This window comes from Thalassobaculum sp. (assembly GCF_040219215.1).
GTDB lineage: Bacteria > Pseudomonadota > Alphaproteobacteria > Thalassobaculales > Thalassobaculaceae > Thalassobaculum_A.
This window is the reverse complement of record NZ_JAVJSX010000005.1, coordinates 18,051-35,822: the sequence shown is the minus strand read 5'-3', so window position 1 is coordinate 35,822 and position 17,772 is coordinate 18,051. Positions and strand designations below refer to the sequence as shown.

Below are 17,772 nucleotides of genomic sequence, written 5' to 3'. Positions count from 1 at the left end.
CGAACCGCATACCCCTATTCACTGTTCAAGAAGCCGAAAGGACTACCCCATGTCTCTCCGCATCCGTCTGGCCCGTGGTGGCGCCAAGAAGCGGCCGTTCTACCGGATCGTCATCGCCGAGGCGACCAGCCCGCGCGACGGCCGCTTCGTCGAGAAGGTCGGCACCTACAACCCGATGCTGCCGCAGGGCCACGCCGACCGCGTCGTGCTGAACGCCGAGCGCATCCAGCATTGGCTGGGCGTCGGCGCCCGTCCGACCGACCGTCTGCACAAGCTGCTCGGCCAGGCCGGCCTGATGGAGCCGTTCAAGTTCGGCGAGCAGCCGAAGAAGTCGGCTCCGGGCAAGAAGCGCGCCGAGCGCGAGGCCGAGGCCGCCGAGAAGGCCAAGCAGGCGGCCGAAGCCGCTGCCGCCAAGGCTGCCGAGCCGGCCGAGGCCGCGGCGGAAGCCTGATAGCGGAACGCGGCGGAGGCCGGCGGTGGTCGATCGGGTCTGTCTGGGGGCGGTTGCCGGCGCGCACGGCGTGCGGGGTCAGGTGAAGGTGAAACCCTTCACCGAGAACCCCGACGACGTGGCGGCGTACGGCCTGGTCGAGGACGAGCGCGGCGACCGCCGGTTCAAGCTGTCGGTCACCGGTCGTCACAAGGACACGGTCATCGTGCGCATCGACGGTGTGTCCGACCGGAATGCCGCCGAAGCGCTGCGCGGCACCCGGTTCTATGTCGCGCGTGCGGCGCTGCCCGAGCCGGAGGAAGGCGCGTTCTACCACGCCGACCTGATCGGCCTGTCGGTGGTGTCGGTCGGTGGCGAGACCTTGGGCCGGGTGACCTCGGTCCACGATTTCGGGGCCGGCGACCTGGTGGAGTACGTGGATGCCAACGGCGGACAGCACATGCTGCCGTTCACCATGGCCACGGTTCCCGAGGTCGACCTGGTCGGCGGACGGCTTGTGGTTGATCCGCCTGAAGAGGCGCCGGACGACGAACCGGAGCCGTCGGCCCGGGATCTGCCCCGGGACGTGGCGGAGTGATCGCCGATGAGCGAGGCGGAGACCAGAGGCGCGCCGTGGCACGCAACGGTGCTGACGCTGTTCCCGGAGATGTTTCCGGGGCCGCTCGGCGTCTCGCTGGCCGGCAAGGCACTGGCCGCCGGGATCTGGACGCTGAAAGCACTGGACATCCGGGAGTTCGCGCGCGATAAGCACCGCTCCGTCGACGACACCCCGTTCGGTGGGGGCGCCGGTATGGTCATGCGACCGGACGTCGTCGATGCGGCACTTGCCTCGATTGAGGACCGGCCCGGACCGCGGATCTATCTCAGTCCGCGTGGCCGTCGGTTCGATCAGGCACGGGCCAAGGCGCTGGCGGCGGAACCGGGAGTGGTCCTGCTGTGCGGGCGCTACGAGGGATTGGATGAACGGGTGATTGCCGCCCGCGGCCTCGAGGAGATGAGCCTCGGGGACTTCGTGCTCTCCGGTGGAGAGCCGGCGGCGATCACGGTCATGGATGCGGCGATCCGCCTGCTGCCGGGAGTGCTCGGCGCGGCGGAGACACTCGCCGAAGAGAGTTTCGAAGAGGGGCTGCTCGAGTACCCCCTCTATACGCAGCCTCGGGAATGGAACGGTATGACCGTCCCCGAGGTGCTGACCAGCGGCCACCATGCCAACGTGAAGGCGTGGCGGCGCCGGGAAGCGGAACGGATTACGCGGGAACGGCGACCCGATCTGTGGGCCCGCCACCGCGCACGACTGGAACGGGCCGTTGCCGCGGCCGACGACGAGGACACGGAGACCACGCCATGAACATCATCGAACAGCTCGAGAGCGAGCAGATGGCCGCTCTGTCGGCCGACCGGACTTTCCCGGATTTCGGCCCCGGTGACACGGTGCGGATCGACGTCAAGGTCGTCGAAGGCACGCGCGAGCGCATCCAGGCGTTCGAAGGCGTCTGCATCGCGCGCCGCAGCGACGGCATGAACTCCTCGTTCACCGTCCGCAAGATCTCCTACGGCGAGGGCGTGGAGCGGGTGTTCCCGCTGTACTCGCCGCGGATCGCCGGCGTCGAGCTTATCCGGCGCGGCAAGGTCCGGCGCGCCAAGCTTTACTATCTGCGCGGCCTGACCGGTAAGTCGGCCCGTATCGCCGAGAAGACCACCGGCGTCGCCGGCAAGGCGGCCGCCAAGGATCGCGCAGCCGCGCTCGAGCAGAAGGCCGTTCGTCAGGCCAACCAGGCCGAGCTGGCAGCTGCCAAGCAGGCCGCCGCCGCGGAGCAGGCCGAGGCCTGAACCGAGGCCGACCTTACGGCTGAATGAATTGCGCCCCCGGGAGTCCGCTTCCGGGGGCGCATTCGTGTGCCTGACCGGCTCCGTGCTTTCCTCTCATGCCGCCGGGATGGCCGCCTTCGGCCCACCCGTCGGCATCTCCGCGAACGCCGGAAGCGCCGGATCGACCGCATCCCAGGACGGGGCGCGGCTGGCGTAGACCGACATGGCTGGCTTGGCGAGTTCCGGATCGTCAAGGCTGGACGCCCGGATGAACACCTTGTCGGGCATCATGCTGTTGGTCGAATAGATGGGCGACCCGCACGCCGGGCAGAAGCCGCGACGAACCAAGTTGCCGCTGTCCGCGGGCCGATCGAAGAAACGCACCTCACCGGTCACCGTGAAGCCGGCTTCCGGCATGACCACGTGGGTGCAGTGGCCGGTTCCGCTGCTCCGTCGGCAGTCCGCGCAATGGCAATGGGCCGTGAGGACCGGCTCGGCCGGACTGTGGTAGCGTACCGACCCGCACAGGCATCCACCGGTCAGTTTCGATGACATTCTATCCTCCCTCGGGATTTGTCGACTGATGGTCGTCACGATACGATCAACACTTGTCAATTGCAATTCACAAGTCAGTACGTCATGAGCTCCGCTGCAAAACGCACCCCCCGTTCCGGCTGCCCGATCGCGACGACCCTGGATATCGTCGGGGATCGCTGGACCCTGGTCATCCTGCGCGACATGCTGAACGGCAAGAAGCGGTTTGCCGAGTTCCTGGCGTCGCCCGAGCGCATCACCACCAATGTCCTGACCGACCGGCTGGCCGGCATGGAGGTCGCCGGTCTGGTAGCGAAGGCGCCCTACCAGGAGCGGCCGGTCCGTTTCGAGTACACCCTGACCCCGATGGGTCGCGGACTGCTGCCGGTGCTCCAGGACATGTGCCGCTGGGCCAATCGGTTCCGGCCTGAAACCTGGGTCCCGCCGGCCAGCTTCATGGAGCCGCCGGACGACTGAATCACCGCCGGGCCGCGTCGGCAACAGCCGACCGATTCCCCGCGCAAAGCCCTCTTGCGCGTTTCGCGGTTTGCGCGGGGGCCGCATCTTTGTAATGTCCCGCGTTCGGAACACACGAAGCACGGCCGCGCCGATCGGGCGCGCGACCGGGTTCAGGAGGGAACACGCAGCCATGGCCAAACCCCGCACCCTGTTCGACAAGATCTGGGACGCTCACCTGGTCGACGTCCAGGAGGACGGGACCTGTCTGGTCTACATCGACCGCCACCTGGTCCACGAGGTCACCAGCCCGCAGGCCTTCGAGGGATTGCGCGCCGCCGGCCGCAAGGTGCGCCGACCGGAACTGACGCTGGCCGTTGCCGACCACAACATTCCGACCACCGACCGCACCAAGGGCATTGCGGACGAGGAGAGCCGGATCCAGGTCGAGACCCTGGAGAGCAACGTCAAGGCGTTCGGCGTCCCCTACTTCCCGGTGATGGATGTCCGCCAGGGCATCGTCCACATCATCGGGCCGGAGCAGGGCTTCACCCTGCCGGGCATGACCATCGTGTGCGGCGACAGCCACACCGCCACCCACGGCGCCTTCGGCTCGCTGGCGTTCGGCATCGGCACCTCCGAGGTCGAGCACGTGCTGGCCACCCAGACCCTGGTGCAGGCCCCCGCCAAGAACATGCGCATCACCGTCGACGGCGAGCTGCCGGTCGGGGTGACGTCGAAGGACGTGGTGCTGGCGATCATCGGCGCGATCGGCACGGCCGGCGGTACCGGGCATGTCGTGGAGTACGCCGGCGAGGCGATCCGCGCCATGTCGATGGAATCCCGCATGACCGTCTGCAACATGACGATCGAGGCCGGCGCCCGTGCCGGCATGATCGCGCCGGACGAGACGACGTTCGAGTACCTGAAGGGCCGCCCGATGGCGCCGAAGGGTGCCGCCTGGGAGGCCGCGGTCAACTACTGGCGGACCCTGCCGTCGGATCCGGGCGCGGTGTACGACAAGGAAGTCACGCTGCGCGCCGCCGATATCGTGCCGCAGGTCACCTGGGGCACCAGCCCGCAGGACGTGCTGCCGGTCACCGGCCGCACTCCCGACCCGGCTGCCGAGAGCGATCCGGCCAAGAAGGCGTCGATCGAGCGGTCGCTGAAATACATGGGCCTGGAGCCGAACACCCCGATCGATCAGGTCAAGGTCGACAAGGTGTTCATCGGTTCCTGCACCAACGGCCGGATCGAAGATCTGCGCGCCGTGGCCGCCATCGCCAAGGGGCGCAAGGTGGCCGACAGCGTCCATGCGATGGTGGTCCCGGGTTCCGGTCTGGTGAAGGAACAGGCCGAGGCGGAAGGCATCGCCGAAATCCTTCGGGCCGCTGGGTTCGACTGGCGCGAGCCGGGCTGCTCGATGTGCCTGGCCATGAACGCCGACAAGCTGGAGCCGGGCGAGCGCTGCGCTTCGACCTCGAACCGCAACTTCGAAGGCCGTCAGGGCCGCGGCGGGCGGACCCATTTGGTCAGCCCCGCGATGGCGGCGGCGGCGGCGATCACCGGCCGGCTGGCCGATGTCCGCGAACTGGCGAACTGAACGACGGGATCGGGAGAAAACGGATGGACAAGTTCAACCAGCTTCGCGGTACCGCCGCACCGCTCGACATGATCAACATCGACACCGATATGATCATTCCGAAGCAGTACCTGAAGACCATCAAGCGCACCGGACTCGGCAAGCACCTGTTCGCCGAGATGCGCTACGACGACAACGGCAACGAGAAGCCGGAGTTCGCGCTCAACAAGCCGCAGTACCGCAACGCCCAGATCCTGGTGGCCGACGATAATTTCGGCTGCGGGTCGAGCCGCGAGCACGCCCCATGGGCGCTGCTCGACTTCGGCATCCGCTGCGTGATCAGCACCAGCTTCGCCGACATCTTCTACAACAACTGCTTCAAGAACGGCATTCTGCCGATCAAGGTGACCAAGCAGCAGTTGCGCGAGTTGATGGACGACGCCGCCAAGGGCTCGAACGCGGTGCTGGAGGTCGACCTGGAGAACCAGACGATCGGCCGGCCGAACGGCGAGAGCGTGTCGTTCGAGATCGATGCGCACCGCAAGCATTGCCTGCTGAACGGGCTCGACGACATCGGCCTCACCATGAAGCGCGAGACCGGGATTTCCGATTTCGAAGAGAAGCGGAAGCGCGATCAGCCCTGGGCCTGACTTGAAGGGCAGCCGGCTGCTCAGCCGACTGCCTGTCCGGTCCACCTTCGACACAACCCATTTGCTACGGCCCGGCGGTTCGGATAAGCAAACGCTCATTCACGGATCAGACTCGGGGGACTAAGGAGCGTCATGGCGTCCAACAAGAAACTGCTCGTACTGCCGGGTGACGGCATCGGCCCCGAGGTGGTGCGTGAAACCCTGCGCGTCGTCGACTGGATGGCGAAGAAGCGGTCCGTCTCGTTCGACGTCCAGGAAGGCCTGGTCGGCGGTGCCGCCTATGACGCCAGCGGCACCCCGCTGACCGACGAGACCATGGCCGATGCGATCGACGCCGACGCCGTGCTGTTCGGCGCGGTCGGCGGCCCGAAATACGACGACCTGCCGTTCGAGAAGAAGCCGGAACGCGGCCTGCTGCGCCTGCGCAAGGAAATGGATCTGTTCGCCAACCTGCGTCCGGCCATGGTGTTCGGATCAATGGCCGACAATTCCTCGCTGAAGAAGGAACTGGTGGCTGGGCTGGACATCATGATCCTGCGCGAGTTGACCGGCGGCGTGTATTTCTGCGAGCCGCGCGGCATCGAGGATCTGCCGGGCGGCGGCAAGCGCGGCTTCGACACCCAGGCCTACACCACACCCGAGATCGAGCGCATCGGCCGGGTCGCCTTCGACCTCGCCCGCAAGCGCCGCGGCAAGGTCACTTCGGTCGAGAAGGCCAATGTGATGATGTCAGGCGTGCTCTGGCGCCAGGTCATGACCGGCCTGCACAAGGCCGAGGGCAAGGGTCTCGAATACGAGAACATGTTCGCCGACAACTGCGCCATGCAGTTGGTCCGCAACCCCAAGCAGTTCGACGTGATCGTCACCGACAACCTGTTCGGCGACATCCTGTCGGATTGCGCGGCGATGCTGACCGGCTCGCTTGGCATGCTGCCGTCGGCCTCGCTGGGTGCGGAGGATCCGACCACCGGCCGCCGCCACGCCCTGTACGAGCCGGTGCACGGCTCGGCTCCGGACATTGCCGGCAAGGGTGCGGCCAATCCGATCGCCGAGTTGCTGTCGTTCGCGATGCTGCTGCGCTACTCGTTCGACATGGGTGAGGACGCCGACCTGATCGAGAAGGCCATCGACAACGTCCTGGCCGGAGGCATTCGCACCGGCGACATCATGCAGGCCGGCATGGCCAAGGTGTCGACCGCCACCATGACCGACAGCATCCTGAAGGAACTCGACAAGCTCGCGTCCGGCTGATCGGCCGGCCACCGGCGCCGGCGTGGCCCGACATCAGATCAGGGACACGCCCGGCGGCGCGGTATGCGCCGATACCGCTTCGAACATGTCCTTGAGTTCGTTGGTGTTCTGCTCGCGGCTGTCGACGATCATCAGCATGTCGATGGTCTCTCCGTCGGCCGCCAGCGGCAGGACGATGCGGGCGTAATAGCGGATCTTGCGCGGGCTCTCGAAGATGACGACGTGCGCGACCGGCTCGCCGCGGTCGACGATCGCGACATAGTCGTCCCATACCAGTCGGCCATATTCCGGTGGTTCCAGCTCACGCGGCGTCAGTCGGGTAAAGTCGAACCAGTGGATGTCGCAGATCCCGGTCCCGACGAGGCGGTAGTGGAAGTCGAGCGGGTCACGGCTGACATCGGCCAGCATGATGCGCGGCAGGAACTGCGGGATCTCGACGGGATCAATGTCGCCGCGGCCCGGGAACCGCCGCCCGCCACGCTTACCGGACCAGTACGCCAGGATGTCCACCAGATCCGGGTATTGGCGAAGTTCGCCCTGCAGACCCAGCTCGACAGATCGTACAAGCACGTCGTCGATCAACTGCGCGCCGTCCTCGTCAGGGTTTTCACCGCGTTGCATGCTGCGTGAGGTCCTTGGACCGTCCATCGCCTCCGTGCCTGCCCCAGTGTGCAACACTTAACCGCCCGATACGAGGAATCTCCATTTTCAGCCGTCGGGAATTGGCGTATGAACGCCATCATGGTCGAGATGGACATCCGTTCCGGGATCCGCACGCACGCCGACGGCGCCACCCGCGCCGCCGCAGCCTCGTCCTGCCTGCGCTGCGGCGCGTTCGCCACCACCACCACGAAGCTCGGCAAAACCACCCTCTAAGGGTCGGGTCCTCCTGTCGAACGCTTGCACGCGGCGCCCGGGGGACCTAAACCCCGCGATGACGCGCGCCGGGCGTGCCACAGGAGTTGAGATCATGGGCTACAAAGTTGCAGTCGTCGGAGCGACCGGGGCGGTGGGACGCGAGATGCTGACCACGCTGGCCGAACGGAACTTCCCCGCCGACGAGATCGTCGCGCTGGCGTCCGGCCGGTCCGCCGGCGGACAGGTATCCTACGGTGACGACCAGGTGCTGACCATCCAGGATCTCTCCAAGTACGATTTCTCGACCACCGACATCGCGCTGTTCTCCGCCGGCGGTGACGTCAGCAAGGAGTACGCGCCGAAGGCCGGCGCCGCCGGCTGCGTGGTCATCGACAACAGCTCGGCGTTCCGCATGGACCCGGACGTGCCGCTGGTCGTGCCCGAGGTCAACCCCGGCGCGCTGGCCCGCTACGACCGCAAGAACATCATCGCCAACCCCAACTGCTCGACCGCCCAGATGGTGGTGGCCCTGAAGCCGCTGCACGACAAGTTCGGCATCGTCCGGGTGGTGGTCTCGACCTACCAGTCAGTTTCCGGCGCCGGCAAGGACGGCATGGACGAGCTGTTCAACCAGACCCGCGCCGTGTTCGTGAACGACCCGATCGAGAAAGAGAACTTCACCAAGCAGATCGCCTTCAACGTGATCCCGCACATCGACGTCTTCATGGACGACGGGTTCACCAAGGAAGAATGGAAGATGACGGTCGAGACCAAGAAGATCCTCGACCCGGACATCGACGTGGTGGCGACCTGCGTCCGGGTGCCGGTGTTCATCGGGCATTCCGAGGCGGTGTTCATCGAGACCAAGAAGCCGATCGATGCCAAGTCGGCGCGCGCCGCGATGCAGGGCTTCCCGGGGCTGGTCATCATCGATCACCGCGCCGACGAAGGCTACGTGACCCCGGTGGAGAGCGCCGGCGAGGACGCGGTCTACATCAGCCGGATCCGCAAGGACCCGACCGTCAAGAACGGCTTGGTGTTCTGGTGCGTGTCGGACAATCTGCGCAAGGGCGCCGCCCTGAACGCCGTGCAGATCGCCGAGGAACTGATCGCCCGCCACCTGAAGAAGGCGGCGTAGAACTCCGGCGATTCTTCCCCACCGTCATCCCGGGCGTCGCTTGCAGCGACCGGGGTGGCGGCAGTGGGGCATGTTTCCAACTACAACTCGGTTCGGCATTCCCACAGGTCGGGGAAGAAGCGGCGGAACACCGCTTGGCGCAGGTAGCCGACGCCGGATGTCCCGCCGGTCCCTTGCTTGAAGCCGATCACCCGCTCCACGGTCGAGGCGTGGTGGTGGCGCCAGATGTCGAGCATGTGCTCCAGGTCGACCAGCTTCTCGGCCAGCTCGTACAGATCCCAGTGCGCCTCGACGTTCCGGTACAGCTGCACCCAGGCGGCACGGACCTCCGCGCTCGGACGATGCTCGACGGTCCAGTCCCGGTCGAGGCATTCCGCCGGAACCGCAAACCCGCGTCGGCCCAGCAGCCGCAGCACCTCGTCGTACAGGCTCGGCTCGGCCAAGGTCGCGTCCAGCCGTTCGGCCACCGCCGGCCGGTCGCGGTGCAGGTCGACCTTCGAACGATCACGGCCGCCCAGCAGGAACTCGAACTCGCGGTACTGCGCGGACTGCAGGCCGGAGCCGCTGCCCAGCCGGTCGCGGAACGTCAGGTAGTCGACCGGGGTCATGGTCGAGAGCACGTCCCAGGCGTGCGACAGCTGCTCGAGTACCCGGCGCATCCGGGTCAGCACTTTCGGAGTCTGGGCGATCCGGTCAGCGGCGATCTGGGAGCGGGCCAGCCGGGTTTCGTGGATCAGCAGCTTCAGCCACAGCTCGTCGGCCTGGTGGATGATCACGAACAGCAGTTCGTCGTGGAGCATGTCGTCGTCGCTGTCGGCAAACGAGTGCTGCAGGCCCAGCAGGGTGTCGAGTTCGAGGAAATCGGCGTAGCTGCGCCGCTTGGCAAGGGTTGCGGGGCGCTTGGTGCCCTTGGCCATAGAGGCTCTCCTATGATCGTCGGTCAGGCTGGCCGGTCGGCATGCACAATGGCGTCCAGGTTCGGGATCAGCGCCAGATCGACGGTTCCGGCGGCCTGCGTAATGGCGGTCGCCACGTCGAGTCCGGCCACGCTGCGGGCCAGCGCCCGCTGCGGATCGCGCCCGTCGAGGTAGTGGGCCAGGAACAGCGCCGAAAACAGATCGCCGGTCCCGAAGAACGCCCGGTCACGGCGCGGCGTGCGGATCACGTGGTTGGCCTCGACCGTGACCAGCACGATCGCCAGATCGTCGCCGTCCGGAATCCCGGTACCGACCACGATGTCCGGCCCCCACTCCAGGATCGCGACCGCGGCGGCCTGGGCGTCCTGCACGCCACCACCCGGTGGCCGGACAACCGCTGAAGTTCGAAGGCGTTCGGGGTGATCGCGTTGGCCCGCGGCACCAGCCGGTCGCGGAGCGCCTTCTCGACGCCCTCGCGAACGAACACCCGGCCGTTGTCGCCGATCACCGGATCGCACACATAGATCAGGTCCGGCTCGACCGCCCGGGCGGCGTCGACCGCGCCGGCGATCGCCTGCGCGCCGGCAGCCTCGCCCAGATAGCCCGAATAGATCCCGGCGCAGCCGCGCCAGCCGGTGTGCTGGCCGATCCCCTTCAGCAGGTCACGGATCTCGGGTTCCGGCCGGACGGTGCCGGTATGATGCCCGTGCCCCGGATGGTTCGAGAACGACACGGTGTCGACCCGCCAGACCGGGTGGCCCAGGCGTTCCAGCGCAGGCACGGCGGCGGCGTTGCCCACGTGTCCGACGGCGACATGCGATGAGACGGCAAGGATCGGCATGGCCGCGACTATAGCCCGGCATGGCGTCGACGCCACTCGGTTCCGCAGCCGATCCACGGCCGGTGATTGAGGCTTGCCCGGAGCAACCGAAAGGCGCATTTCCTCACGCTCGCCCTCTTCCGGAGGCCGCTGCCCGCGAGTAGGCTGCGCCGCCGAAACCCGACCAGGGAACGCCGATGTCCGCCCCGATCCGCCCGCGCCGATCCGCCCTGTACATGCCCGGCTCCAACCCGCGCGCGCTGGAGAAGGCCCGCGACCTGCCGTGCGACGTCATCATCGTGGACCTGGAAGACGCGGTTGCGCCGGATGCCAAGGAAACCGCGCGCGAGATCATCGCCGGCGCGCTGCTGACCGGCGACTACGGCGGCCGCGAACTGGTGCTGCGGGTCAACGGACCGGACACCGCCTGGGGCTACGCCGATCTAGCGTTCGCCGCCGGCCAGCCGTTTGACGCCGTGCTGCTGCCCAAGGTCGAGAGCGCCGACACTGTGCGCCGGGCCGAGGCGGTGCTGGCTGCCCATGGCGCGCCCGAGAGCCTGACCCTCTGGTGCATGATGGAGACGCCGCGCGGCGTGCTGGCCGCCACCGAGATCGCAGCGGCCACCCCGCGCCTGGCCGGCATGGTGATGGGCACTTCCGACCTTGCCAAGGACCTGCACTGCCTGCACACCCCCGACCGGCTGCCGTTCATGACGGCGCTCGGCCTGTGCCTGCTGGCGGCACGCGCCCACGATCTGGCGATCCTCGACGGGGTCTACCTCGACCTGGGCGACGACGAGGGCTTCGCCGCGTCCTGCCGACAGGGCGTGGAGCTCGGATTCGACGGCAAGACCTTGATCCACCCCAAGACCATTGCCGCCGCCAACGAGGCGTTCTCGCCCACCGCCGAGCACCTCGCCTGGGCCCGCAAGATCACCGCCGCCCACGCCGAGGTGGCGGCCCAGGGCAAGGGCGTCCTGCTGGTCGACGGCAAGCTGGTGGAAGCCCTGCACGTCGCCGAGGCCGAGCGGATCCTGGCGCTTGCCGACCAGATCAGCGCGCTGCACGGCGGCGCGGCCTAGCCGTCGCCCAGCTCCGACGCCAGCGGCTTGATCCAGAACTGCATCGGCTTGTCGGTCTTGTGGTCCTGATCGATGTCCTTCCAGGCGAATGTCGTCGTCACCCCGGCCATCCGGGTGTATCCGAAGCGCTGCCAGACCGGATCGAGCGGCACCGCGTCAGCCGGCCTGAGGGGATGATCGTCAGGCCGCACCACGCCGCAGAACGTCAGGTGTTCAAACCGCCCGAGTGATCGGGCGTGCGCCTCGCGCCGCTGGAAGAACCGGCGGTACAGGCCGCGCCCGCGATACGCCGGCAACAGGATGGTTTCCGCTCCGTAGAACAGCCGTTCGGTGGCGTAGCCGCGTTCCTCGAACGGCGCACTGAACGCCGAATGCTCGGCCGACATCGGCAGCCCGGTGGATCCGCCCACCAGCGCATCGCCGTCGAACGCGGCGACCAGCACCGCGCCGTCCGCCGCCGCAAACTTGGCAAGGTACCAGGCCTCATACTCCCGACTGCCGTCGTACAGGTACGGCCAGTCCCGGAACACGGCGATGCGCAGGTCGGCCAGCGGTTCCAGCAGCCGCTCGAGCGCCGGCCCCTGCGTCAGCACCTCGAGCCGGAGCGTCATGCGCCCCCGCCGACCTGCGCGATCCAGTCCGGCAGGTTGTAGTAGGTGGTGACCCGGGCGATCCGGCCGTCGCGGATGTCGAAGAACGCGCCCGCCGGCAACCGATAGGTCTGGCCGTTGGCGGGCGGCAGGCCGGCGTCGGTGGCGAGATACGCGCCGTTGACCATGAACTCGGCAGCCGCCCGGCTGCCATCCTCGGTCGCCAGGATCACCAAACCGTCCAGGCGCTCGCGGTAGCAGCGCGCCATGTGGGCGCAGAAATCCCGGAACGCAGCGACGCCGGTGCGGCGGGCGCCCTGATTCACGTCATGCGCCACGTCGTCGGCAAGGCAGGCCGCCATGCCCTCGACATCGCCACGGTTGAACGCGTCGTAGTAGCGCCCAATCAATGCCTCGGTGGCCGAGCGTGGGTCCATGGCATCCTCCGGTGCATGCGTACGGCTGGCGATCAGCCTACTCGCCGTTGGCTGCTTTCAGATAGGCGATGACGTCCGCGCGGTCCTGGGCATCCTTCAGCCCGGCGAACGCCATCTTGGTGCCTTTGACCACCCCCTTGGGATCGGCCAGATAGGCGTCGAGGGTCGCGTCGTCCCAGACCTTGCCATCGGCTCCGAACGCCTTCATCGCGTCGGAGAACTTGAATCCCTCGGTGGTTCCGGCGGTGCGGCCGGCGATTCCCGCCAGGCTCGGCCCGATACGGTGCTTGTCGACCTGAACGGTGTGGCAGGCAACGCATTTGCGGAACACCTTCTTGCCGGCGGCCGAGTCGCCATCGGCGTGCGCGGTTCCGGACATCACCAGCGCCGCCAGGGCGAAGCAGGCCAGAACCGGTGCGTTCCATCGGGCTGTCGTCATCAGGTCATCCTTCCGAAGCGAGGCGTGTCGGTCGTCCGGTAAACGGGAGCGGCGATCATGACTGCCGATGCGTCCGATGGACATGCGACCAGCCGTCTCAATAGCCGCGCGACAGCAGGCTGTTCATCATGTGGGTAACGATCAGGGCGCGCGGCTCGACCGGGCGCCACTCCGCGTTCTTGCCGCCTGCATCGGCCTGCCACGCCGCCAGCTCTTCGCACGCCTGGGCGAGCGTCATCACCCGACGCAGCACCTTGGCGGCCAGCAGCGAGGCCTGCCAGTCGACGTCCGGATGGATGGGTTGAGGTTCGGCCGGGACGGCCGGTTGATCGCTCACGGTCGCTTCCTCGACGTTGTCGGGGTCCGCCAGGGGGGTGATAGCACGAGCGACGGATTGACGCGATTGGTGGTGCGCTCGGCACTGGCAATCCTGGATCGTCTTGAGTAGAGTGCGCGGCCGTTGCGGGCGTAGTTCAATGGTAGAACAACAGCCTTCCAAGCTGTTTATGCCGGTTCGATCCCGGTCGCCCGCTCCACTCCCCTTCTCCGCCAGTACGCATCATGTCTGCCGTTCCGGTCCCACGGTGTCGGCTCCAGGCGGCATGCCTGACCGCGGCCGCAGCAATCCTGCAATCCGGAACCACCAGAGCCGGACAATGGTGCCGGGTGCGTAGCACCACGCCAGTTCGCGGCAGGCTTTGGTCCACCGGCTTGGCTCGACCAGATGAAGGTGGCCGAGCGCGCGCGACAACCGGATCGCCGGCCTGAATGCCGGGTCGATCCCGGCCGGAAGACGTTCCGCCGGCACCCCTATCCGGAGGAGCGCTCCGAGGGCGGTGGCGCGCGCCGGACCGAGACCGGCCGCGTCGACAATCCGGTCGACCAGCGGCCAATCAACCGTTTCCTGCAATGCCAACCGGCCAAGATCCAGCAAGTGCCGTACCGAGTAAGGGCCGAATCGTTCCTTGGCCAAATTCGACAGCGCGGCAATGGCGGCATGATGCGATGCAAGCCCGGAGCACGCGGTATCGGCCGCGTCGAACACCGCGTCGGTGCCGAGCGCGGACGACAGCGGAAACGCGTCGAGCGCGGTGTGGATATCGACGGACACCAAGCCGTCGGACGAAACCATCGGGTGGAAGCTGACATCCGAGGTGACACCAAGCGCCCCCTGGGTCGACGGCACGGCCTGGAAACCCATTGCGCCCAGTTCCTGGACCAGCGCTTGGACCTCTGCCGGCCGCACAAGCAGGTCCAGGTCGCCGAGGATTCGCTTCCAGGGCGGGTCGTAGAGCCTGGCGGACCCATACCCCTTGATCGGCAGGATTCGCAGCCCACGCGCCTTCAGGTTGTTGATTGTCGCGGCCTGGCGCGCCAGTGACAGGCGGCGGAAGGCCGCCTCTGCGGCCTCAGACGTGTCTTCGGGAACGGCTTCCTCGACCGGCAACCGCGCCAGGCTCCAGCCCAACCAGACGGCCAGCCTCTGCACCGCGGCTTCGGCCGCAATCCGGTCCAGTTCCCCCGGCAGACCGAGCGCCCGCCGCCAGTAGGCGACGAAGGGACCGTCCCCCCGGTTCGGACTATCCATCGTCGGTCGCCACCATGTCGTCGGCCGCCAGTGCCGCCAGCGCCCGATCAAGATCGGCGGTCAGGCGCTCGGCCGGCTCGTCCGGGTACGCCAAGGCGAAGATGTCGATCAGGTCGTCGCGGCTGGCGGGTTCGGCAAGCGCGCGCCACAGCGCGGTGGCAGTCGGGTTCAGATGCAGGATCGCGTCACGGTCCTGCCGGACCAGGAACGCCTCGCCGTCAAGCTCGGTCGCCCGTGCCTCCGGGTGGCGCCGCCACCGGGTCATGCAGCGCCCGCGCCGGACCCGGCGATCAGACACTCGGCGGCAGCCGCCGCGTTCGGCGCCTCCAGGCGCTGGACCGGGACGGACCGAACCAACCGTGCCACCGCCTCAAGCAATGCCGCCGCCGAACCGGCGTGGCGGCCGCACAGCGGCAGCAGTTGCGCCACCGCCTCGGCGGCGCCAAGGCCGACAAGGCGCGACACCTGCACCGCCGGGTCACGGCGCAACAACACGATACGGACGACCGCCGCCGTGGTGCCGGCGTCGCGGTCGATCGACGGATCCCAAGTCAGGACATCTGCGCCGCCACCGTGTCCGGCTCGGGTACCGGCCGCCAGCCGGCGGGCACTCTCGCTGAAGTCATCGGGCAGCGGCGTGCGAACCTTGCGTGCCAGACCGAGCGCGGTGGCGGACGGCGGGTCGGCCGCGATACCCAGGATCAGCCGGTCATCGCCGAGCAGGGGAATGCCGGACGCCGCAAGATGCAGCGCCATCGAGCTCTTCCCGGCATGGCTCGCGCCGGCGAACACCACCGCCCGGTCGGCAAGCAGGGCGGCGCCGGCGTTCAGGACCAGTGCGCCGGGCATTGCCTCGACGCGCGCCGCGATGGCTCCGGCCAATACCCAGTGCGCGGCCTCCCAGGCATCGTCCGCAAGTTGGTCGACACCAAGTCCGCGAACCCGCAACCGGCCGCACGCCGGCTCTACGGACAGTCCATCGTAACTGGGGCAGACGGCCCAACCCGGCGCCGCCAGCGCGAGCGCCTCAGCGACACCGACGGGTGCCGGACTACGGAGCGGAATGGCGTCGACGGCCCGTTGAGACGCCGTCAAAGAGCCGCTCAGCAATTCGCGGGATTCTTGGCGCAGGAGGGTCCCATAGCCCAGGCATGGCGATCGATCGACAGGATCGTCGGGGCCACGTAGGCAGCGCCTGCTGCCAGACCGAGACGAATCAATGCCCGACGGCGGGTTGTTGACGAAGCCGCTTCAACCGCCTCGGGAATCACCGCCGCCTGTGGTCGTGCCTCAAGGTCCATGCCGCCCATCCGAAAAACAATCCAGCGCCGTCACCGAATGCCGGTCCAGCACGCTACTATGAACCCATTTCCGTCACCCGAACAGCGGTCCGATGCGGGGCGGCGCGAGGCTTCGATTAGCAGCCCTTGGGATTCTTGGCGCAGGACGGCCCCATCGCCCAGGCGCTGCGGTCGATGGACAGAATGGTAGGGGCGATGTAGGCCGCACCCGCTGCAAGTCCCAGCCGAATCAACGCCCTTCGGCGCTCGGCCGAAGAAGGCGCCTCCGGCTTCTCCGTCTCCATAATCATCCGTTGTCGATCATCCATTCTCACCGCCAATTCCGTGTGATAATTCAATACTTTAATTTAACGCGAATACCGTTAGTTTCAACCGGTCATCGTCGGGAGCCGCGAATGCGCCACGCCATTGCCATGGTGATCGTCTCGGCCGGGTCCATGGTCGTGGAGATCGTCGCCGCGCGCATGCTGGCACCGCTGGTCGGCATGACCGTGTTCAGTTGGACGGCGGTGATCGCCACCGTGCTGGCCGGTCTCAGCATCGGTCACTGGATCGGCGGGCGCTTGGCCGACTGCGAGCCGGGCCGGGCACGACGCCGGGTGTTCGCCCTCCTCATCGCGACCGCCGCCACGACTCCCGCACCGATCCTGCTGGTCGGCCCGGTGCACGCGGCGGCCGAGGCACTCGGCATCGGCTGGATGGCGGCAACGGTTGCGATCGCCGGAACCTGCTTTCTGTTGCCCAGCCTGCTGGCCGGCGCCGTCACACCGATCCTGACCGCCATCGCCGTCGCCGAGGCGCCCGGCCATCCGGGGGTAGTGATCGGCCGGATGTTCGCCCTGGGTGCCGCCGGCGCCATCGTCGGCACCGGGATCGCCGGCTTTGTTCTGCTGCAATGGGTCGGCTCGATCGGCTCGCTAGGATTGGTGGCCGGGGCGGAAATCCTTGTCGCCGGCCTGTACCTGCGCGGCCTAGCCGCCCCGGTCATCGGGATTGCCGCCCAGATGGTCATCCTGGCGGGAGCCGGACTGGCCCTGGCTGCCCCGCGTTACTGCACCGTCGAGAGCCGCTACTTCTGCCTGGGCGAGGTGAATACCACCGACTGGGCCGGCTTCCCGAGCCGTGGCCTTTTCATGGACGGCTGGATACAGAGCGTGGAGCCGCTCGACGGCTCGCAGCGCCTCGCCATCAACCCGCACGCCTTTCTCGACGCCTGGGCCGAGCGCCGTCACCCGCCGGGCACCGACTGGACCGCGTTCTTCATCGGCGGCGGCGGCTATTCGCTGCCGATGCGGTGGGTCGAACGCTGGCCGCGGATGGTGTCCACGGTCGCCGAGATCGACCCCGCCGTTACCGAGTTCGCCGAGACGATCGGCTTCCGTCGGGATCACGACCGCATTCGCATCCACGACGACGACGCCCGCTCGGTCCTGCGTCGAACGGCTGACCGGTATGATCTGGTTTTCTCCGATGCCTATTCCGGTCACACGATGCCGGCCCATCTGGTCAGCGTGGAGTTCCACCGGCAGGTCCGCGCCCACCTGACCGAGAGCGGAGCCTACGCCATCAACGCGCACGACTGGGCGCAGAGTCCGCGCTTCCTTGCAGCCCTCGTCCGCACCTTGGAGCAGGTGTTCCCGAACGTTGCGGTCTGGGTATCATCCCAGGCGGAGACCCGCCGGGGCGGCCGCTCGACATTTGTGGTGCTGGCCTCGCGCGACCCAATCGACCGGTCACCGATCAACGAGTTGGAGCCAGGCAGCCGTACCTGGGCCGTGATGGACGCTGTGCCTGGAAGCGGGTCGGCACCACTGCTGAGCGACGACTATGCGCCGGTGGACCGATTGACCCTACGCTGAACGGCCGCAA

At 67.7% G+C, this 17,772-nt stretch carries 25 protein-coding genes and 1 tRNA gene; 13 read left to right on the top strand and 13 right to left on the bottom strand.

From position 1 onward, the window contains the following. The first annotated feature begins 49 nt into the window (after positions 1-49). Genes rpsP through rplS form a run of 4 tightly spaced genes read left to right on the top strand, consistent with a single transcriptional unit; the run spans position 50 to position 2,281 of the window. The gene (gene rpsP / locus RIC54_RS02665) at positions 50-451 is read left to right on the top strand and encodes a 30S ribosomal protein S16 (RefSeq protein WP_350098154.1); all 402 of its coding nucleotides are present in this window, start codon (positions 50-52) and stop codon (positions 449-451) included. Between the two features lie 25 nt (positions 452-476). Next, positions 477-1,028, top strand: coding sequence for a ribosome maturation factor RimM (gene rimM, locus RIC54_RS02660; protein WP_350098155.1), 552 nt, complete (start codon positions 477-479; stop codon positions 1,026-1,028). Positions 1,029-1,034: 6 nt separating this feature from the next. After that, the gene (trmD, locus tag RIC54_RS02655) at positions 1,035-1,799 is read left to right on the top strand and encodes a tRNA (guanosine(37)-N1)-methyltransferase TrmD (protein ID WP_350098156.1); all 765 of its coding nucleotides are present in this window, start codon (positions 1,035-1,037) and stop codon (positions 1,797-1,799) included. Next, positions 1,796-2,281 (top strand): 50S ribosomal protein L19, encoded by a 486-nt coding sequence (gene rplS, locus RIC54_RS02650; protein WP_350098157.1) that lies wholly within the window; start codon positions 1,796-1,798, stop codon positions 2,279-2,281. Before trmD ends, rplS begins: the two co-directional genes overlap by 4 nt. A gap of 93 nt (positions 2,282-2,374) precedes the next feature. On the opposite strand, the gene RIC54_RS02645 is transcribed toward rplS, so the two are convergent. Beyond that, complete coding sequence (locus RIC54_RS02645; protein WP_350098158.1) at positions 2,375-2,815, bottom strand: GFA family protein; 441 nt, start codon at positions 2,813-2,815, stop codon at positions 2,375-2,377. 84 nt (positions 2,816-2,899) lie between these two features. Here RIC54_RS02645 and RIC54_RS02640 point away from each other — a divergent pair, with 84 nt between their 5' ends. The 4 genes from RIC54_RS02640 (at position 2,900) to leuB (ending at position 6,733) form a co-directional block, all read left to right on the top strand. Next, positions 2,900-3,271, top strand: a complete 372-nt coding sequence (locus RIC54_RS02640; RefSeq protein ID WP_350098159.1) for a winged helix-turn-helix transcriptional regulator — start codon at positions 2,900-2,902, stop codon at positions 3,269-3,271. A gap of 172 nt (positions 3,272-3,443) precedes the next feature. After that, positions 3,444-4,853 carry a 3-isopropylmalate dehydratase large subunit gene (leuC, locus tag RIC54_RS02635; protein WP_350098160.1) on the top strand — a complete coding sequence of 470 codons (1,410 nt, stop codon included), beginning with the start codon at positions 3,444-3,446 and terminating at the stop codon, positions 4,851-4,853. Between the two features lie 23 nt (positions 4,854-4,876). Then, positions 4,877-5,482 (top strand): 3-isopropylmalate dehydratase small subunit, encoded by a 606-nt coding sequence (gene leuD / locus RIC54_RS02630; protein WP_350098161.1) that lies wholly within the window; start codon positions 4,877-4,879, stop codon positions 5,480-5,482. A gap of 132 nt (positions 5,483-5,614) precedes the next feature. After that, entirely contained in the window at positions 5,615-6,733 is a 1,119-nt protein-coding gene (leuB, locus tag RIC54_RS02625; protein WP_350150512.1) for a 3-isopropylmalate dehydrogenase, read from the top strand. A gap of 33 nt (positions 6,734-6,766) precedes the next feature. Here leuB and RIC54_RS02620 read toward each other — a convergent pair whose 3' ends face one another. Further along, positions 6,767-7,354 (bottom strand): PAS domain-containing protein, encoded by a 588-nt coding sequence (locus RIC54_RS02620; protein WP_350098163.1) that lies wholly within the window; start codon positions 7,352-7,354, stop codon positions 6,767-6,769. Positions 7,355-7,462: 108 nt separating this feature from the next. Between RIC54_RS02620 and RIC54_RS02615 the strand changes: the two genes are divergently transcribed. Then, positions 7,463-7,609 carry a hypothetical protein gene (locus RIC54_RS02615; protein ID WP_350098164.1) on the top strand — a complete coding sequence of 49 codons (147 nt, stop codon included), beginning with the start codon at positions 7,463-7,465 and terminating at the stop codon, positions 7,607-7,609. A gap of 94 nt (positions 7,610-7,703) precedes the next feature. Continuing rightward, positions 7,704-8,729 (top strand): aspartate-semialdehyde dehydrogenase, encoded by a 1,026-nt coding sequence (locus RIC54_RS02610; protein WP_350098165.1) that lies wholly within the window; start codon positions 7,704-7,706, stop codon positions 8,727-8,729. Positions 8,730-8,809: 80 nt separating this feature from the next. Here RIC54_RS02610 and RIC54_RS02605 read toward each other — a convergent pair whose 3' ends face one another. The 3 genes from RIC54_RS02605 to pdxY are packed head-to-tail and all read right to left on the bottom strand — an operon-like array spanning position 8,810 to position 10,487. Continuing rightward, a complete protein-coding gene (locus RIC54_RS02605; RefSeq protein ID WP_350098166.1) occupies positions 8,810-9,646 on the bottom strand; it encodes a tryptophan 2,3-dioxygenase in 837 nt (278 codons plus the stop codon). Positions 9,647-9,669: 23 nt separating this feature from the next. Beyond that, positions 9,670-9,921 (bottom strand): hypothetical protein, encoded by a 252-nt coding sequence (locus tag RIC54_RS02600; RefSeq protein ID WP_350150510.1) that lies wholly within the window; start codon positions 9,919-9,921, stop codon positions 9,670-9,672. Then, positions 9,891-10,487 (bottom strand): pyridoxal kinase, encoded by a 597-nt coding sequence (gene pdxY / locus RIC54_RS02595; RefSeq protein ID WP_350150508.1) that lies wholly within the window; start codon positions 10,485-10,487, stop codon positions 9,891-9,893. Before pdxY ends, RIC54_RS02600 begins: the two co-directional genes overlap by 31 nt. A gap of 176 nt (positions 10,488-10,663) precedes the next feature. On the opposite strand from pdxY, the gene RIC54_RS02590 reads away from it, so the two are divergent. Next, on the top strand, positions 10,664-11,548 hold the full coding sequence (locus tag RIC54_RS02590) for an HpcH/HpaI aldolase/citrate lyase family protein (protein WP_350098168.1): 885 nt from the start codon (positions 10,664-10,666) through the stop codon (positions 11,546-11,548). Here RIC54_RS02590 and RIC54_RS02585 read toward each other — a convergent pair. The 4 genes from RIC54_RS02585 to RIC54_RS02570 form a co-directional block, all read right to left on the bottom strand. Further along, positions 11,545-12,159, bottom strand: a complete 615-nt coding sequence (locus RIC54_RS02585) for a GNAT family N-acetyltransferase (protein ID WP_350098169.1) — start codon at positions 12,157-12,159, stop codon at positions 11,545-11,547. The two genes, RIC54_RS02590 and RIC54_RS02585, sit on opposite strands and share 4 nt — an antisense overlap. Then, positions 12,156-12,575 (bottom strand): ketosteroid isomerase-related protein, encoded by a 420-nt coding sequence (locus RIC54_RS02580; protein WP_350098170.1) that lies wholly within the window; start codon positions 12,573-12,575, stop codon positions 12,156-12,158. The genes RIC54_RS02585 and RIC54_RS02580 overlap by 4 nt, the downstream gene beginning before the upstream one ends. 37 nt (positions 12,576-12,612) lie before the next feature. Next, on the bottom strand, positions 12,613-13,014 hold the full coding sequence (locus RIC54_RS02575) for a c-type cytochrome (protein ID WP_350098171.1): 402 nt from the start codon (positions 13,012-13,014) through the stop codon (positions 12,613-12,615). Between the two features lie 97 nt (positions 13,015-13,111). Then, entirely contained in the window at positions 13,112-13,351 is a 240-nt protein-coding gene (locus RIC54_RS02570; RefSeq protein WP_350098172.1) for a hypothetical protein, read from the bottom strand. A 125-nt stretch (positions 13,352-13,476) separates the two neighbouring features. On the opposite strand from RIC54_RS02570, the gene RIC54_RS02565 reads away from it, so the two are divergent. Beyond that, a tRNA-Gly gene (locus tag RIC54_RS02565) sits at positions 13,477-13,550 on the top strand. Positions 13,551-13,573: 23 nt separating this feature from the next. Here RIC54_RS02565 and RIC54_RS02560 read toward each other — a convergent pair. From RIC54_RS02560 to RIC54_RS02545, 4 genes are all read right to left on the bottom strand, one after another. Beyond that, positions 13,574-14,602: a nucleotidyltransferase family protein gene (locus RIC54_RS02560; RefSeq protein WP_350098173.1), complete on the bottom strand. Its 1,029-nt coding sequence runs from the start codon at positions 14,600-14,602 to the stop codon at positions 13,574-13,576. Next, positions 14,595-14,867 (bottom strand): PqqD family protein, encoded by a 273-nt coding sequence (locus tag RIC54_RS02555; RefSeq protein ID WP_350098174.1) that lies wholly within the window; start codon positions 14,865-14,867, stop codon positions 14,595-14,597. Before RIC54_RS02555 ends, RIC54_RS02560 begins: the two co-directional genes overlap by 8 nt. Next, on the bottom strand, positions 14,864-15,697 hold the full coding sequence (locus RIC54_RS02550) for a hypothetical protein (protein ID WP_350098175.1): 834 nt from the start codon (positions 15,695-15,697) through the stop codon (positions 14,864-14,866). Before RIC54_RS02550 ends, RIC54_RS02555 begins: the two co-directional genes overlap by 4 nt. A 322-nt stretch (positions 15,698-16,019) precedes the next feature. Continuing rightward, positions 16,020-16,193 (bottom strand): hypothetical protein, encoded by a 174-nt coding sequence (locus RIC54_RS02545; protein ID WP_350098176.1) that lies wholly within the window; start codon positions 16,191-16,193, stop codon positions 16,020-16,022. Between the two features lie 105 nt (positions 16,194-16,298). On the opposite strand from RIC54_RS02545, the gene RIC54_RS02540 reads away from it, so the two are divergent. Then, complete coding sequence (locus RIC54_RS02540; protein ID WP_350098177.1) at positions 16,299-17,762, top strand: fused MFS/spermidine synthase; 1,464 nt, start codon at positions 16,299-16,301, stop codon at positions 17,760-17,762. Positions 17,763-17,772: the final 10 nt, after the last annotated feature.

Bases quoted from the DNA above. Each gene is read 5' to 3' on its own strand.
- leuB (WP_350150512.1), top strand. From the start codon at position 5,615: ATGGCGTCCAACAAGAAACTGCTCGTACTGCCGGGTGACGGCATCGGC.
- RIC54_RS02585 (WP_350098169.1), bottom strand. From the start codon at position 12,159: ATGACGCTCCGGCTCGAGGTGCTGACGCAGGGGCCGGCGCTCGAGCGG.
- trmD (WP_350098156.1), top strand. From the start codon at position 1,035: ATGAGCGAGGCGGAGACCAGAGGCGCGCCGTGGCACGCAACGGTGCTG.
- RIC54_RS02645 (WP_350098158.1), bottom strand. From the start codon at position 2,815: ATGTCATCGAAACTGACCGGTGGATGCCTGTGCGGGTCGGTACGCTAC.
- leuC (WP_350098160.1), top strand. From the start codon at position 3,444: ATGGCCAAACCCCGCACCCTGTTCGACAAGATCTGGGACGCTCACCTG.
- RIC54_RS02580 (WP_350098170.1), bottom strand. From the start codon at position 12,575: ATGGACCCACGCTCGGCCACCGAGGCATTGATTGGGCGCTACTACGAC.
- RIC54_RS02605 (WP_350098166.1), bottom strand. From the start codon at position 9,646: ATGGCCAAGGGCACCAAGCGCCCCGCAACCCTTGCCAAGCGGCGCAGC.
- rplS (WP_350098157.1), top strand. From the start codon at position 1,796: ATGAACATCATCGAACAGCTCGAGAGCGAGCAGATGGCCGCTCTGTCG.
- RIC54_RS02640 (WP_350098159.1), top strand. From the start codon at position 2,900: ATGAGCTCCGCTGCAAAACGCACCCCCCGTTCCGGCTGCCCGATCGCG.
- RIC54_RS02620 (WP_350098163.1), bottom strand. From the start codon at position 7,354: ATGCAACGCGGTGAAAACCCTGACGAGGACGGCGCGCAGTTGATCGAC.
- leuD (WP_350098161.1), top strand. From the start codon at position 4,877: ATGGACAAGTTCAACCAGCTTCGCGGTACCGCCGCACCGCTCGACATG.
- pdxY (WP_350150508.1), bottom strand. From the start codon at position 10,487: ATGCCGATCCTTGCCGTCTCATCGCATGTCGCCGTCGGACACGTGGGC.
- RIC54_RS02560 (WP_350098173.1), bottom strand. From the start codon at position 14,602: ATGGATAGTCCGAACCGGGGGGACGGTCCCTTCGTCGCCTACTGGCGG.
- RIC54_RS02545 (WP_350098176.1), bottom strand. From the start codon at position 16,193: ATGATTATGGAGACGGAGAAGCCGGAGGCGCCTTCTTCGGCCGAGCGC.
- RIC54_RS02575 (WP_350098171.1), bottom strand. From the start codon at position 13,014: ATGACGACAGCCCGATGGAACGCACCGGTTCTGGCCTGCTTCGCCCTG.
- RIC54_RS02610 (WP_350098165.1), top strand. From the start codon at position 7,704: ATGGGCTACAAAGTTGCAGTCGTCGGAGCGACCGGGGCGGTGGGACGC.
- RIC54_RS02615 (WP_350098164.1), top strand. From the start codon at position 7,463: ATGAACGCCATCATGGTCGAGATGGACATCCGTTCCGGGATCCGCACG.
- RIC54_RS02540 (WP_350098177.1), top strand. From the start codon at position 16,299: ATGCGCCACGCCATTGCCATGGTGATCGTCTCGGCCGGGTCCATGGTC.
- RIC54_RS02590 (WP_350098168.1), top strand. From the start codon at position 10,664: ATGTCCGCCCCGATCCGCCCGCGCCGATCCGCCCTGTACATGCCCGGC.
- RIC54_RS02555 (WP_350098174.1), bottom strand. From the start codon at position 14,867: ATGACCCGGTGGCGGCGCCACCCGGAGGCACGGGCGACCGAGCTTGAC.
- rpsP (WP_350098154.1), top strand. From the start codon at position 50: ATGTCTCTCCGCATCCGTCTGGCCCGTGGTGGCGCCAAGAAGCGGCCG.